Raw genomic sequence first — 14589 nt, 5'->3', positions numbered from 1 at the left:
GTTTTAGCTATGTGGTGCCAGGCAAACGCCTGCATTCTGCTTACGACATTGTGCATCAACAGCTGAAAGTGCTGTCATATTTACGATGCCGCGTGAGGTCACGGATGGCGTGATGATGTGAGCGGTTTTCTTCGCGCCCAGCAAAATTGGACCAACATGAAGCGCGTCTGTCATTGCCTTGATGAGGTTCAACGCGATGTTGGAGGCATCCAGAGTTGGGAACACCAGCAGGTTCGCAGGACCGGAGATATGCGCATCTGGCATGTAGCGTTTCAGGATTTCCGGCTTCAACGCAGCATCACCATGCATTTCACCTTCAGCTTCAAGCTCTGGCAGCTGTTTCCAAACCATCTGCAGGGCTTCCCGCATCTTGTTGGAGGTCGCAGATGGGCGGGAGCCAAAGTTGGAGTGAGACAGCAACGCAACGCGGGGTGTAATGCCGAAGCGTTTGATCTGCTCTGATGCAAGATGAGTGATCTCGGCAATCTCTTCAGCAGATGGACACTCAGTGACATATGTATCTGCAAGGAAATACGCGCCGCTGGAGTTGATCAGCAGTGAGAGCGTTGAGAAATCCGTTACACCTTCAGAGCATCCGATGATGTTGTTGATGTCACGCAGGTGCTTATCAAAGCGGCCTTCGAGGCCTGTGATCAGCGCGTCAGCTTCTTCTCTATGCAACGCCAGTGCACCAATGACAGTGGAGTTTGTACGCACCATCGTTCTGGCAGCTTCCGGCGTTACGCCTTTACGGCCAACCAGTTGCACCAGTGTGTCAACATAGGAACGGTAGCGTGGATCGTCTTCCGGGTTCACGAACTCAAAATCTGTACCCGGGCGAATGCGCAGGCCGAAGCGCTCACAACGGTTTTCCAGAACCTGTGGACGACCAATGAGGATTGGTGTCGCGAGGCCCTCTTCCAGCACCACCTGAGCGGCGCGCAGCACGCGTTCGTCTTCACCGTCAGCATAGATAACGCGCTGCTTATCTGCCTTTGCCTGCGCGATGATTGGCTTCATCACCATACCGGAGCGGAACACGAAACGGTTCAGCTTATCCATGTAGGCGTCGAAGTCTTCGATCGGGCGAGTTGCGACGCCAGTTTCCATGGCAGCTTTTGCAACAGCAGGAGCAATGCGCAGGATCAAGCGGTTATCGAACGGGGATGGAATGAGGTAGTTCGGGCCGAATGTGTGGGTGACACCGCCATAGGCTTTGGCTACAACATCGGTTGGTTCTTCCCGTGCCAGAGCGGCAATTGCCTCAACGGCGGCCAGCTTCATTTCTTCGTTGATGGCAGTTGCTCCAACATCTAGAGCACCGCGGAAGATGTATGGGAAGCAGAGGACGTTATTCACCTGGTTCGGGTAATCCGAACGACCTGTACACATGACCACATCGTCACGAACAGCCAGTGCATCTTCAGGCATAATTTCCGGGTTCGGGTTGGCAAGGCCCATCACCAGAGGACGTTTTGCCATCTTGGCGACCATCTCTGGCTTCAGCACACCAGCTGCTGACAAGCCGATGAAGACGTCAGCGCCTTCGATGATATCATCCAGCGTGCGCTTGTCGGTTTTCTGCGCGAATACGGATTTCCATTCATCCATAAGGGCTTCGCGGCCCTCATAAACAACGCCCTCAATGTCAGAAACCCAGATGTTCTCGCGCTTTACACCGGAGGACACCAACAGGTTAAGACAGGCCAGCGCTGCAGCGCCCGCACCGGAAGCAACGACTTTAATCTCATCCAGCTTTTTACCGGAGAGCTCCATGCCATTGCGCACCGCAGCTGACACGATGATCGCGGTACCGTGCTGATCATCATGGAAAACCGGGATATTCATTCTTTCGCGCAGGCGTTTCTCGATCTGGAAACACTCTGGCGCTTTAATGTCTTCCAGGTTGATTCCGCCGAAGGTTGGCTCCAAAACACCAACTGCATCAACGAACTTATCAACGTTGGTCTCGTCAACTTCGATGTCGAATACATCAATGCCAGCGAACTTTTTGAAGAGGACAGCCTTACCTTCCATCACCGGCTTGGATGCCAGAGGACCAATCGCGCCTAAACCCAGAACCGCGGTACCATTGGAGATGACACCAACAAGGTTTTGACGTGCGGTATAGTCAGCCGCTTTTGACTCATCCTTATGGATTGCCAAACACGGAGCAGCCACACCCGGAGAATAGGCAAGCGCCAAATCTCGCTGGTTTCCCAATGGCTTAGTTGCCTGAATTTCCAATTTACCCGCGCGCGGATACTCATGGTAAAAGAGCGCTTGTTCATCGAGTTCGCCGGAGGTAGGGCGTTTTTTGTCCGTCATCGTCTATTCTTGCCTGACCGAGTGAATGAGCGGCTCGCCACCGGGAATCACTATGACTTCCGGTTCAGATGTCGCAGTTTTGCAAAACCTAGACCATCGCCTAGGATTTTGCAGTATCTCAATACGTCTTAAAGCGTATAAATGCGCGAATTAGAATAAGCAAAACAATTGCATTCAAAATATGCCACAAGGAATGTGTTCCAACTGGCAAAATCGAGCAAATTGGTTCGTCTAAAATCCGGAAACTCATCGAAAGTGCGAAGACTACGCCTGCGGCTAACAGAGCGTTGGATGTTTGCCTGTTTTTGCTGCGGGTCAGGCCTGCAAAAAGCAGGATTGCGAGGAGTGCCGGGAAGTAGCCAGCGGTGGATCCAAGTATCCCCTCAAACAACCTTGGGCCAAATGCCATTGCCCCAAAGAACAGCAGCGTTGCGCCCAGTGATATCAAGAGGTTGGCACCCATGTATCGACGCGTGGCAAGGTAGAAGTAAACCAGCATGAAGATCGCGATCGGGATGACATCAGCCAGCATTGACCAGAGGGTTGCGAAGGTGTGGAACAGGAATGAGCCAATCCCGATTGTGGCCAGCAGAGCGATCAGGACCAGCGCTGCGTTATCTTGTGCGTTGGTTTGCGTTGAATGCGCTTTTTTTGCGTTGCTACGTGCGTTCAGCCAGAATTGAAGAGCAATCAGCGCGGCAATGATAAAAGCAGCGTTGCTCACTGCATTGAGTGGCTCAGACCAGAATGCAGCGGAGGTGCGCTCGCAGTATTGGTTCAGGTGTTGATTCCAATCCATGAGCCCTCCAAGCTGGTACCGCGTTATCTCGTCGTATTTTGAAAGATCACTGTACCGTTCAACCAATGGACCCGGCTAGCCCTCAAAACCTTCTGGAGCTGAGCCTGCCGGTTCATTCCTGACGCGTTCGCCAGAGCTTGTTGCAGGTGGTCTTTGTGGATCAGCATGGGGAGCTGGTGGCATGATGCTTTCAGCAAGCGATGCGTGAGGGTGATAAGTTTCTGCTTGAGTTGTGCCACAGCGCCGAATTCTTCTGTACGGCTGGGAAACACAGCAACCAGATTCCGTTCGGTTCCGACCCGCTCCGCGCGCTCTATGAAGGATGCTGCTTCTGCTTGCCAGCCTACTTGCAATATAGCGCCGGGTTGGATGAGCAAAACCCAGTTGGAACGGGTGCACCGTTTGAGCCCTTCGGCCAGAGCGAAACCAGATTTTGAGGTGGTGCTGACAAAATCCGCACCGCTGGCATCCGCGACAATCTCGGTCCCATCAGATGAGCCTTCGTCGGTTATAATGACTTCTTTCAGGATGCCTTCTGCGGAAGCCGGGACCAGAGCGGACAGGGTAAGCACCAGCCGGTGCTCGCTGTTATAGGTGGGAATAAGTGCGCTAATCATTCCAACAGCTTACAGTGATTTGCCTTAGCTTTGGAAAGTAAAGGCTTGCAAATCCAGATATTTTGAGCAATGTTCCACTTATGTTCTCATAAGAAGATGAAAGTGCATGCCCCATGTCAACTGCACAAAATCACAGGGCCGAAACTGAGGCCGCTGATCCTTTGGGATCTTCGCTTCCGGTCAACATGACAGGTCGGGGCCGTGCGGCACATTCCAACAAGGCTGGCCGGTTTGAGGCGGAAAGCCGGGAACTGATGGATGACGGCTGGGGAACAATTGATGAACTTCCGCCAATCAAGACAGAAGTGCAGATTGAAACTGCACGGCATGTGATAACCAAGAACAGCTCTCCTGACCTGCCTTTTGATCGCTCAATCAATCCGTATCGGGGCTGTGAGCATGGCTGCATCTACTGCTTTGCGCGGCCAACCCATGCGTATATGGGCCTGTCGCCAGGGCTGGATTTTGAAAGCCGCTTGTTTGCCAAGCCCAATGCAGCACAGGTGCTGGAGCGGGAGCTGGGTGCATCCTCTTATCAACCCAAACCCATTGCGATTGGCACCAACACTGATCCCTATCAGCCGATTGAACGCACGCACAAAATCATGCGCGATGTTCTGGAGGTGTTGAACAAGACGGGCCATCCGGTGACCATTGTCACCAAGTCAGCACTGGTCATGCGGGATATCGATATTCTTAGCGAAATGGCAGAGCGTAATCTGGCAAAGGTGGCAATTTCTGTGACCACGCTGGACCGGAAGATCGCGCGGAGCCTTGAACCGCGCGCATCAACGCCGCCTCGCCGTTTGCAAGCGATCAAGGCACTGTCTGATGCGGGTATTCCAACCGCTGTGCTGGCAGCTCCGATCATTCCTGGACTGACGGATCATGAACTTGAGAGCATTCTTGAGGTTTGTAAGGAGCATGGCGCAACAGAGGCCAGTTACATTTTGCTGCGTCTTCCTCGAGAGGTTTCTGAACTCTTCAAGGAATGGCTTTTGCGGGAAGCTCCGGGCAGTTACCGGCGTGTGCTGAGCCTTTTGCGTTCCATGCGTGATGGAAAAGACTATGACGCTCAGTGGACGCAGCGCTTCAAGGGTAAAGGTCCTTACGCTGACCAGCTGGCAAAGCGCTTTCAGCTGGCGTGCAAGAGCAAGGGTTTATCCTCGCGATCAATGAAGTTGTCCTGTGACCATTTCATCAAGCCGACCTGCGGCGGTGTGCAGCTTTCATTGCTGTAGACGAGGCGTGTTGTGATGCTTGAAAGCTGCCGGGCTGCATGGCAAAGAGGGGCATGTCGTATTTTGCAAACTCCCTCTTTGATATCGCCTTCCCTGATGCTCCGGATCTGCGCTTTGAGCGCTCCGTCGAGCAAGATCTGCAAGGGCGATTTGCCGGTATTGATGAAGCTGGGCGTGGACCATGGGCTGGCCCTGTGGTGGTTGCTGCAGCCAGCCTTGACTACGACAACCTGCCAGAGGGGCTGAACGATTCCAAGAAGTTGACAGAGGCCAAGCGCGAGGAGCTCTTTGAGCAGATCCTTGAGATGGCTGATGTGAGTGTGTGCGTGCAAAGTGCGCAGACCGTTGACCGGATCAACATTCGCGAAGCAACCTTGCAGGGCATGCGCACCTGCGCCCGCTCGCTCAGCGTTCCGGTGAAACGGCTCTTCATTGATGGCAAGGATGTGCCCCATCACTTGCCACAGGAAGGGCAAGCCCTGATCAAGGGTGATGGCCGCTGCCTAGCCATCTCAGCCGCTTCAATCGTTGCCAAGGTGACCCGTGACCGCCTGATGGTGAAGATGGACAGGTACTTCCCAGAATACGGCTTCGCCAAACACAAAGGCTACGGCACCAAACAACATCAGGAAGCACTGGCAGCACACGGCGTAACACCGCTCCACCGCTGCTCCTTCCGACCTATTCGGGAGATGATTGAGGGGTAGTTCGGTCAGCTTGAAGACAAGGGATGCTTTCTGAGTAATATTATGACATCCGACGATTTAAACCAGTTATTTACAAACAGACTCGCGCGCTGTTTCTTTTTATATTTTGCCCTATCTCTATTCCTGAGCTTTCTGTTTCATGGAGTTGCTTATTTCCATGGTGGGGACAAACTTACACATGTCGAACTTCCACTCGTGGAACATACTGAACTGTCAGTTGATGGTGATTTTGTTGTAACCTATGTGCCCTATTAGAATCGCATACAGATTTACCATCGAGAGCATGGATTTCTTTCTGGTTTCTTTTTAGGAAAGACGGCAGTCACCGGAGTATTCAGGATCTTTCCGGATACTCGTGTCATTGATTGCACGCACAAGCGCGCTTCAAGTCCGAGCTACCAGCTGTATTCATTCAGCGGATCACTATTGGGCGAAACTCAATCGCCAAAAGTCGTCGAGAAATGCTTCGGCCACTACCTTCCAGCATCCACTCAGGAAGCAGAACACCTTGGTGTCTATTTCCAGTTTGATGGGTTTGGTTACTCTCTTCAGACTAAAGACGATCCGCAGTTAAAGACTTTGAATCAGAGAAACATTTTTGCAGATCTAATCGCTATGTCTCTGTTCCCTTTCACCATATTCAAAGTCTACATCTTTCTGCTTGGGGTTCAGACGATCTGGTTCTTCGTAAAAGCAACGCGACCAACCCAGCACAGAAAGCGTCTCTGAGTTGGTTTCAACCTCTTAGACGGTGACAATCGTGCCTGTAGATCATCCAAAGTGCTTTTGCCAAATTTCCTGCGTTTGCAAAAGTAAACGCTGCATATCAATCATCTCCGCCGATGATCCGCTCGTGTCTAGCTTGATTGGTGTGCCTTTGGTGTAGAACTTGTCCGACTCCACATTTGCCAACTCAATAAAACTGCGCGTTTCTTCTGCGTTGATTGGCCTTACTTCATCATCCTCAATGCGAACAGCATTGAGAGAAGCAAGTGGTTTGGTGAGTGAAAAATTAGCGTGGCTCATCATTTGATCAAAACTCATAATTTAAGCAAAATTCAGAATTCAATCACGCAAGACTTATGCCACTAGGAAGCGCAGGAAACCGTTGTTCTTGAGGTACTCGTTTGGCCTAGGACGGCAGAACTTTCCCCAATTCGTGTGAGGTCGGCACTTATTTTAGGGACGCCACTATTGGTGTTCATGTGATCGATTAGAATTGTGAATGGAAATGTGCGTTTCGCACTGACAGCAATGATTTCGACTAGCGGTTAGAGCGAACTCAAAAGAGGCATTGCTGCTTTGGACTCAAGCACTCAGACTTTCCCAATGCTCTCGCATCATAACGCAGAGTTGAATGACCTGGCGGCACTTACTCGCCTTTGAGTGCATTTTTACACAACCCAGAGGCGTAACAGCTCACACCATGGCGGCATTGCAACTCTAAATTCAGGAGCATTGAAATGCCAGCTATCACAGGTGCCGTGCGGAACGAGACCCTCCCAGTCCAACCACAAGCGGTTCAAAACACTGCCAAGCCTGCTGATCACCAAGAGACGTATAAGGAACGTCATCTTGGTGATCTTGGTATCAACGTAAAATACAATCCTGCTATTCCGGAGCGGCATGTGGATTCCAGTCTTGCTGCAGTTTCTGTTCATCGCGTGGTGAATGACAAACTCGGAATGACGACAAATGCGCTTCACAACGTCGTGGAGGGCGGCAAAGATGCAGTGTTGCCTGCCAAAGCCCCGTTCCTAACCAGCTCAGGAAACAGCTGGTACACACTAGTCAGTTGCTACCTCCCCTGCTGATATCGCGAATTTGCCTGATGGGTCTTATCTGCAAACGCAAGGCAGATGGTTGGATGCATCAACCGTACAGGTTCCTGCACCCGGAAACGTGTTTGGGGCAAGCGGACTGTTTGCCTCCGCTGAGACAAGCCTCGACATTCCTCTTGTGACGCCAATCAGTCCTAACCGAGATAACATAGCGGCGGCCTTCGGGGTCAAAATCTTCGATGACGGACAGACAGTCCCGCTGAAGTTTGATGGCAATCTGAATGCTGTTGAGTATGAGTTTGGCAAGGCCTATCCGCAGTACCGGCTGGATGTGGCGAACGGTTTCTTTATTGAAACGCATGACTTCCCGCATGTGTTCATGCCAGCTTCTGAACAGAGTGAGATTGTGATCACTGTAGGGACGCAGCTTGAAGAAGATCAGTTTGCTCTCACCAACTTCCTTGTTCCACATGGCAGCGGTATTCTGGTGCCCGGGAACACCATTCACGCTGATGCGTTCAGCTCAGGCAGCATCATAGCGTTGTTGACGCACTGCACAGAAGCGGATGTTGTTTTGATGCATCAGCCGGATGACAGCCCATTGCCAATTAAAATCGACACCTCAGAACGGTTGGGACTTGCTGAATGGCATGTCTAGTTCGCTATCAGGACGCTGAAGCCAAGTAATGTTTAGACAAAGAAAAAGGCTCCCGAAACTCGGGAGCCTTTTTTGATATTCTTGTCAGAAATTCTGAGGATCAATTCAGGTTTTCAGAAACCTGTTTGATGCTCTGCTTGAGCACTTTATCCTGAATTTCTTCTTTGGCAGTGCTGGAAGCGACGATGGTTTCAGCTGCCTGAACTGCAACATCTGCAGCACGGGAGCGAACCTGTGCAATCGCATTTGCTTCAGCCTGAGCGATTTTCGCTTCGGCTGCTTTGGTGCGACGTGCAATCATCTCTTCGAGAGCTGCCTTGGCTTCTTCAGCCAGACGATCAGCTTCAACTTTTGCGTCAGCAACGATCTGATCTGCTTCCGCTTCAGCCTCTTTACGCTTGCGCTGGTACTCGGCCATCAGAGCCTGAGCTTCTTCACGCAGCTTACGGGCGCCTTCAAGCTCTTGCTTGATGTTGTCCGCTTGCTGGTCAAGCATTGCACCAACCTTGCCAGGTACTTTCAGGTACCACAGCAGGACAAAGAAGAGGATGAGACCAACGAGTGCCCAAAGGCTTGCATCGAACATTCTGTCACCCCTTACTTAAGTGCAGCATCAACGGCTTTGGCAACTTCAGCTTTCGCTGGAGCACGGCCACCGATAAGTGCCTTCACAAGCTCGCCTGCAGTCTCTGTAGCGATTTCGCCAACATGAGACAGGCTTTCAGCTGTGATCTTGGAAATGCTCTGTTCAGATTCGGAAAGCTTAGCTGCCAGCTGCTCTTCAGCCGCTGCGCGGGCGCTTTCTGTCTCTGCTTTTACCTTAGAGCGTGCATCATGAGCCATGGTAGTGGCTTTTTTGCGCGCTTCGGCTAGAGCACTTTCGTAGGATGCAATGGCTTCATCTGTCTCTTGTTTGAGACGGGATGCTTCTGCCATATCTCCTGCGATGCGATCGCGACGATCTTCAAGGATACCGCCGATGCGTGGAAGGACCACTTTCGACATTACCCAGTAGAAAACGCCGAAGGAAAGAACCAACCACAACAGCTGAGACGGGTAAGTCGTGCTGTCGAACGGAGGAAAGCTACCGCTATCCTCTACAATGCCAACTTCGGCAGTTGTATTCAGGTTGCCTTGAGTATTCGACATCAACTTCTCCGTGAACGCTCTTCGTAACGTTTTATGATTTTAGAGACGGTCCCTACCAAGAGGAACCGTCACCATAAAACGCTCTAATCGTTGTCGTCGATTATACTGCGAACAGCAGCAGAAGTGCGACGAGAAGGGAGAAGATGCCGAGAGCTTCGGTCACAGCAAAGCCGAGGATGAGGCGGCCAAACTGTCCATCTGCTGCAGATGGGTTGCGCAGTGCGCCGGCAAGGAAGCTGCCGAAGATGTTTCCAAGACCGAGAGCTGCACCACCCATACCAAGGCAGGCGATACCGGCACCAATGTATTTTGCTGCTTCTGCATCCATGACAAGTGCTCCTAAACTAGCAATAGCGTCTATGACTTTGTTTTGGGTTTGAAACCCGGATTCTACACGTTACTTAGTGGCTCGGATGGAGCGCATCTGCAAGATACATGCAGGTAAGAACGGTAAAGACGTAGGCCTGAAGGAATGCCACGAGGAACTCAAGAGCCGTGATGGCAACTGTGAGTATCAGAGGCAGGATCGCAGATGCGATGCCAACTGCACCGAAGCCGGTGAGCATGACAACAAAACCTGCGAAAACCTTCAGAGTGATGTGACCAGCAAGCATGTTTGCGAACAAACGAACGGACAAGCTAACTGGACGTGAAAGGAAAGAGATAACTTCAATCGTGGACACCAGAGGAATAACCCCAACTGGAACACCACTTGGGACGAACAGCTTAAGGAAGCCTGCACCGTGCTTGAAGAAACCGTAGATCGTTACAGTGCCAATCACGAGAATTGCGAGTGCAAATGTCACGATGATCTGACTTGTAACGGTGAAGAAGTATGGGAACATCCCGAGCATGTTTGCAACGAATACGAACATGAACAGGGAGAAGACGAGCGGGAAGAACCGCATTCCGTCATTGCCTGCTGATCCTCGCAATGTGGCAGCAACAAACTCGTAGGACATTTCCGCCATGAGTTGAGCGCGGCTTGGGACCAGACCACGTCTGTTGGTAGACAGAACGAGGAACAAGGTCGCTACAGCGACGGTGACAACCATGAACAAGGAAGCGTTGGTAAAGGAGAAATCAACACCGCCAATCTCCACAGGAAAGATCTTGGAGATATGAAACTGGTGGATCGGATCGATCGCGTTGCCTGAATTTCCAGCCACAGGTAGTACCCCTGAAGTGCCAATTTACGAGCGCAAGAGCGCGATGAATTAGTTAGTCCTGCTTCTTGCCGGAATTCATCCGTCTTTCAGGACCGGCGACTTTGCCCGCCTCCCGAAGGACGTTTAATATTCCCGCAACAAAGCCAAGCATAAGGAGAATTATCATCCCCCACGGCTTGGTCCCGATCCAGCTATCCGCCATCCAGCCGAGTGCCCCCCCGACAAAGATAGCGGCAATAAACTCGGAAGACATCTTCCAAGCCTGTGACAAGCCTGACATCGCGCTGGTCTTGTTCGGTTCCTCTTTAGCAGAGGCTTCGTCCAAGCGTGTATCCAACGTTTTGCCGAGCTTTTCTAGCCGCTCAGACAGGTGACGATCAGTTTCTTTCATGTCTTTTTCACTCTGCTTATTCTCATCGGGAGACATGTTCATTCTTCCTAGATACCGGCAGATAGTTCAAAGACATGGATGCCCCTGAAAGTCGGGGGCACCATAATGCTCGTGATCTGCACTGTCAAGGTTAGAGCTACTTAAGCTAAATAACTGATATCTAAAGAGTTTCCAGAGTTTCTAACAGAGAATACGTATAAAGGATACTTTCAAGCCCGTATTGTACCCTATTTTAGGCCGGTTCCGTGAATCGTTCAGCCGTCTCAAGATCTACTGATACGAGCTGAGAGACCCCTCTTTCAGCCATGGTTACGCCGAACAATCTGGACATGCGTGCCATGGTAATCGGGTTGTGCGTGATGACGGTGAAACGTGTTGCCGTGTTCTGCGCCATATCTTCCAACAAAGCACAATAACGCTCAACATTGGCATCATCCAACGGAGCGTCAACCTCGTCCAGAACACAGATTGGGGCAGGGTTTGTAAGGAAAACTGCGAATATGAGCGCCATGGCAGTGAGAGCCTGCTCACCACCTGACAGCAGTGTCATGGTCTGCGGCTTCTTGCCCGGAGGGCGTGCGAAGATCTCCAAACCCGCGTCGAGCGGGTCTTCCGCATCCACCAGTTTCAGCTCTGCTGTTCCACCGCCGAACAAGTGTGTGAATAAACGCTTGAAGTGGTCGTTGACCTGATCAAAAGAGCTCAAGAGACGCTCTCTCGCTTCCTTGTTCAGGTTCATGATTCCTGTGCGCAACTTCCTGATGGCCTCAATCAGGTCGTCTCTTTCGGTGATCAGCGTGTCTCGCTGCTCTGTAATTTCGTGCATTTCCTCATCAGCACGCAGGTTTACGCCTCCCAGACGTTCCCGCTCAGCCTTCAAACGATCAAGCTTACGTTCGGCGCCTTCGGCATCCGGCAAAGGCGCGTCTTGTGACAGCCCGGCCATCTCATGCAGACGAGAGACATTGACCTCCAACACCTCATCCACGCGGCGTTCAATTTCCAGGCGGCGCTCTTTGGCTGCTTCAAGGCGCTCTTCGGCACGGACTTTGCGCTCGCGAGCACCAGATAAGCCTTCCATGGCTTCACGGGCCTTCTGGTCGGCGATCAGCTGGCGCTTTTCACCTTCCGCGAGTTTGTCATCAGCTGCCTTGCGTGCACTCTCTGCAGATGTGAGGCCATTCATCAGGTCCTGACGTTTGAGGTCGATCTCCTCCGGGCTCTCCAACAGGATTAGACGCTCTTCCGCAGCATCATCCCGGCGCTGGCGCAGGACGGAGATTTGCTTGTCTGCGTTTTGCGCGCGCTGAACCCAATTCTGTCTGTCGCGTTCAATGGTTTCAAGGCGCCGCGCACGCAGCTCCCCCTCCCGCTTCAGCGCATCGGTGGCCCCTTTGGCCTCTGCCAGTTTGCTACGACAGGCGGAAACATCTTTGGAGGCGCTTTCCAACTCAGCTGTTACGCCTGCAATATCCGGTAGTTCTTCCAGAGCGCTCTCGGCTTCTTCGAGCGAAGCTGCAGTCTCTTCATAATCTTCATTTGCGCGGCGCAGCTGTTCTTCAAGCGTTGTTTTACGCACCGACAACTCTGTTAAGGCACGCTCAGCAGTCGCGAGTTCTTCCCGCAAGGCGACAATGCGAGATTGTTCCAAGCGCAGTTTTTGACGCATGTCCTGTTCAGCAACTTCTGCCTGACGCCTGTGCTCGGTCGCGGTTTCCAGCGCTTCTTTCTTTTCTTCCACCAAATCCCTCGTCTGTTCGACGAGGTCTTCCAGTTCCGCCAAGCGGTTTCTTTGTGCAAGACGTTGTGCAGCTGGTGTTGGTGCATCTGCTGCGATGATCAAACCATCCCAGCGCCACAGATCTCCTTGCTTGCTGACCAGTCGCTGGCCGACTTTCAGCTCTTTGCACAAAGCTGAGCCGTGTTCAGCCTCAATCAACCCAACCTGAGCGAGACGACGTGCCAGCTCATTGGGCGCCTGCACATATTCGGAAAGTGGTGTCGCACCTGCTGGAAGGGCAGGATCACTGCCTACCCCCGCATTCAGGCTCCAATGGACCGGCGCATCTTCTTCCATTGCAGCATCAAGGTCTTCGCCCAAGGCGGCACCCAGCGCTGTTTCCAAACCCGGGTTTACGCTCATGCGGTCTACAGCAGGTGTCCAATCTCCGCTTTGGCCAGCAGAAAGGACGGCCTGCAGTGTCTTGGCTTCTGTCTCATATCTGGAAAGAGCTGAATGTGCTTCATTCAATGGAGTGCGGCAGTTGTTTTCCGTTTCGCGTGCCGTTGCCAGAGTTTCTTCTGCTTCGACTGCGGTTTCTTCTGCTTCAGCCAGTTCTTCCAGAGCCATTTCCAGCTCTTCGCGTTTATCGCTTGGGCCACTGGCGGCTTTGATATCTGCCTCGACTGCTTCAAGCTGGCCTTTGAAGCGGTCTGCTTCTTCTTTGAAGCGGGTGCTCTTCTGGCGAATGCCTGAGATCTGGTTGTCGAGCTGGGTGTGCTTGGCGAGGAGGCTGGCGTGATCCTGTGTGATCCGCGAGTGTTTCATCTCGCTGGCATCGAGATTGTCTTCCGCGATCAACACCAGTTCTTCAGCTTCAGCCGCCCGCTCGTCCAAAGTCTCGGCAGCTTCGAGGAGTTCTTGTTTTTCCTCCTCCAGCTCTTCCAGATGACTGGTGTTTTCGCTGGCAAGCTGTGCTTCACGCTCGATGTCCTGCTCCATCTGAGCAAGACGCGCCTGAAGGTCCATCAGCTTTTCCCTGATCCGGCGGTCTTCTGATTCAAGATCGTTTTTCGCGATAATCAGATGCTGGAGTGCAGCAGCAGCGCCACCTGCGGCTTCTCTGAGCTTTGGGATTTCATGGGCAGCGAGTGCCTGCTCTTTCGCTGTAGACGCCTGCAGACCCGCAATGTCCCGCATTCCGATCTCAGCATCCGCATACTGCTTGCGGGCGGCATCCAGCGCGGCTGTTGCTTCCTGCCAGCGCAGATATAGGATCGTCGCTTCGGCCTTGCGAATTTCTGAGGAGAGGTTGCGGTAGCGGGTGGCTTGTCTTGCCTGCCGCTTCAGGCCGTCGAGTTGCCCCTCAATCTGAACAACCACATCTTCCAGTCGCTCCAGATTGGTTTCAGCAGCCCGCAGACGGATTTCTGCTTCTTTCCGGCGGCTGTGCAGGCCGGAGATGCCTGCGGCTTCCTCCAGGATCTTTCTACGCGATGTTGGTTTGGACGAAATCAGCTCGCCGATTTGCCCCTGCCGCACCATTGCCGGTGAGCGCGCACCGGTGGAGGCGTCGGCAAACAGCAGCTGTACGTCTCTTGCACGAGCGTCTTTGCCGTTGATCTTATAGACAGAGCCAGCTTCGCGCTCGATACGGCGGGTGACTTCCAGCGTGTCACTGTCGTTATATCCAGTGGGTGCTGTTCGATCTTGGTTGTCGAGAAAGAGCGTCACTTCGGCTGTGTTACGCGCCGGGCGGTTGAGGCTGCCCGAGAAAATTACATCATCCATTCCGGAGGCGCGCATGTTCTTATAGGAGCTCTCTCCCATAACCCAGCGCAGCGCTTCTACAAGATTGGACTTTCCGCAGCCATTGGGCCCGACAACGCCTGTCAGGCCGTCTTCAATGACAAACTCCATAGGCTCAACAAAGGATTTGAACCCAAGGACACGGAGGCGCTGAAACTTCATAGAGCGCCCCCTACTCTTACAACAGGGTGTAAGCGATCATACGCGCATAGATCTGCGA

Annotated in this window: 15 protein-coding genes; 5 read left to right on the top strand and 10 right to left on the bottom strand. The window is 52.5% G+C overall.

Annotated elements, in window-relative coordinates; genetic code table 11:
- Positions 1–3: 3 nt before the first annotated feature.
- The 3 genes from PsWM33_RS00540 to PsWM33_RS00530 form a co-directional block, all read right to left on the bottom strand.
- A complete protein-coding gene (locus tag PsWM33_RS00540; protein ID WP_063298837.1) occupies positions 4–2328 on the bottom strand; it encodes an NADP-dependent malic enzyme in 2325 nt (774 codons plus the stop codon).
- Between the two features lie 118 nt (positions 2329–2446).
- A complete protein-coding gene (locus PsWM33_RS00535) occupies positions 2447–3127 on the bottom strand; it encodes a ceramidase domain-containing protein (protein ID WP_063298836.1) in 681 nt (226 codons plus the stop codon).
- 23 nt (positions 3128–3150) lie between these two features.
- A complete protein-coding gene (locus PsWM33_RS00530) occupies positions 3151–3744 on the bottom strand; it encodes a glycosyltransferase family 2 protein (protein WP_063298835.1) in 594 nt (197 codons plus the stop codon).
- Between the two features lie 113 nt (positions 3745–3857).
- Here PsWM33_RS00530 and PsWM33_RS00525 point away from each other — a divergent pair, with 113 nt between their 5' ends.
- The 3 genes from PsWM33_RS00525 to PsWM33_RS27815 all read left to right on the top strand — a co-directional run bounded on the left by PsWM33_RS00525 (position 3858) and on the right by PsWM33_RS27815 (position 6421).
- Positions 3858–4985, top strand: coding sequence for a PA0069 family radical SAM protein (locus tag PsWM33_RS00525; RefSeq protein ID WP_063293760.1), 1128 nt, complete (start codon positions 3858–3860; stop codon positions 4983–4985).
- A gap of 53 nt (positions 4986–5038) precedes the next feature.
- Positions 5039–5692 (top strand): ribonuclease HII, encoded by a 654-nt coding sequence (locus PsWM33_RS00520; protein WP_063298834.1) that lies wholly within the window; start codon positions 5039–5041, stop codon positions 5690–5692.
- A gap of 426 nt (positions 5693–6118) precedes the next feature.
- On the top strand, positions 6119–6421 hold the full coding sequence (locus tag PsWM33_RS27815) for a hypothetical protein (protein ID WP_208994323.1): 303 nt from the start codon (positions 6119–6121) through the stop codon (positions 6419–6421).
- A 42-nt stretch (positions 6422–6463) separates the two neighbouring features.
- Here PsWM33_RS27815 and PsWM33_RS00510 read toward each other — a convergent pair whose 3' ends face one another.
- Positions 6464–6718 (bottom strand): hypothetical protein, encoded by a 255-nt coding sequence (locus PsWM33_RS00510; protein ID WP_208994322.1) that lies wholly within the window; start codon positions 6716–6718, stop codon positions 6464–6466.
- 437 nt (positions 6719–7155) lie between these two features.
- Here PsWM33_RS00510 and PsWM33_RS27810 point away from each other — a divergent pair, with 437 nt between their 5' ends.
- Together PsWM33_RS27810 and PsWM33_RS00505 are read left to right on the top strand one after the other, a co-directional pair.
- Positions 7156–7506, top strand: a complete 351-nt coding sequence (locus PsWM33_RS27810) for a hypothetical protein (protein WP_208994321.1) — start codon at positions 7156–7158, stop codon at positions 7504–7506.
- A 10-nt stretch (positions 7507–7516) separates the two neighbouring features.
- Complete coding sequence (locus PsWM33_RS00505) at positions 7517–8131, top strand: hypothetical protein (protein ID WP_208994320.1); 615 nt, start codon at positions 7517–7519, stop codon at positions 8129–8131.
- 100 nt (positions 8132–8231) lie between these two features.
- Here PsWM33_RS00505 and PsWM33_RS00500 read toward each other — a convergent pair whose 3' ends face one another.
- From PsWM33_RS00500 to smc, 6 genes are all read right to left on the bottom strand, one after another.
- The gene (locus PsWM33_RS00500; protein ID WP_063298833.1) at positions 8232–8717 is read right to left on the bottom strand and encodes a F0F1 ATP synthase subunit B family protein; all 486 of its coding nucleotides are present in this window, start codon (positions 8715–8717) and stop codon (positions 8232–8234) included.
- Positions 8718–8728: 11 nt separating this feature from the next.
- On the bottom strand, positions 8729–9280 hold the full coding sequence (locus PsWM33_RS00495; RefSeq protein WP_063298832.1) for a F0F1 ATP synthase subunit B: 552 nt from the start codon (positions 9278–9280) through the stop codon (positions 8729–8731).
- Between the two features lie 100 nt (positions 9281–9380).
- Complete coding sequence (locus PsWM33_RS00490) at positions 9381–9608, bottom strand: F0F1 ATP synthase subunit C (RefSeq protein ID WP_063295525.1); 228 nt, start codon at positions 9606–9608, stop codon at positions 9381–9383.
- Between the two features lie 73 nt (positions 9609–9681).
- On the bottom strand, positions 9682–10449 hold the full coding sequence (locus PsWM33_RS00485) for a F0F1 ATP synthase subunit A (protein WP_057462888.1): 768 nt from the start codon (positions 10447–10449) through the stop codon (positions 9682–9684).
- A gap of 52 nt (positions 10450–10501) precedes the next feature.
- On the bottom strand, positions 10502–10876 hold the full coding sequence (locus PsWM33_RS00480; RefSeq protein WP_108817844.1) for an AtpZ/AtpI family protein: 375 nt from the start codon (positions 10874–10876) through the stop codon (positions 10502–10504).
- Between the two features lie 196 nt (positions 10877–11072).
- The gene (gene smc, locus PsWM33_RS00475) at positions 11073–14531 is read right to left on the bottom strand and encodes a chromosome segregation protein SMC (protein ID WP_063298831.1); all 3459 of its coding nucleotides are present in this window, start codon (positions 14529–14531) and stop codon (positions 11073–11075) included.
- Positions 14532–14589 lie beyond the last annotated feature (58 nt).

Origin of the sequence: Pseudovibrio sp. WM33 (genome assembly GCF_001623165.1) — a bacterium.
Taxonomy (GTDB): domain Bacteria; phylum Pseudomonadota; class Alphaproteobacteria; order Rhizobiales; family Stappiaceae; genus Pseudovibrio.
This window is presented reverse-complemented; position numbering and strand designations above follow the sequence as displayed.